General features: G+C 72.1%; 1 pseudogene. It reads left to right on the top strand.

Annotation, left to right across the window (positions count from 1 at the left end):
• Positions 1–506 (top strand): annotated as a pseudogene (locus ACQRAQ_RS08635) (choline-binding protein A); the annotation flags it as partial.

Raw genomic sequence — 506 nt, 5'->3', positions numbered from 1 at the left:
CGGCGGCTCCTGGTACTGGCTCGAGCCCGACGCGGGCGGCGCCATGGCCACTGGCCTGCACGAGTGCAACGGCTCCATGTACTATTTCCGCCCCTCCGGCGCCATGGCGACCGGATGGGTCCTCGACGGCGGGTCCTGGTACTACGCGACGGGCTCCGGCGCGCTGGCGCGCGGCCCCGTATCCGTCGGCGGCGTGCCCTACTGCTTCGACGCCCGGACGGGGGCCATGCTGACGGGCTACCAGACGGACGCGCGGGGCGACCGCCGCTACTTCGGCAGCTATGGCCCCCTTAACGGCTGGGGCCTCGTCGACGGCTCCTGGTACTGGTTTGCGAGCGGCATCGCCTCGACCGGCTGGCTTCGCACCGGCGGCACCTGGTACTGGCTCGAACCCGACGCGGGCGGCGCCATGGCCACTGGCCTGCACGAGTGCAACGGCTCCATGTACTATTTCCGCCCCTCCGGCGCCATGGCGACCGGCTGGGTCCTCGACGGCGGGACCTGGT

It is taken from the genome of Collinsella sp. SGI.178 (assembly GCF_050313495.1).
GTDB lineage: Bacteria > Actinomycetota > Coriobacteriia > Coriobacteriales > Coriobacteriaceae > Collinsella.
The sequence above is the reverse complement of the archived record's forward strand: the minus strand, read 5'-3'. Positions and strand labels throughout refer to the sequence as shown.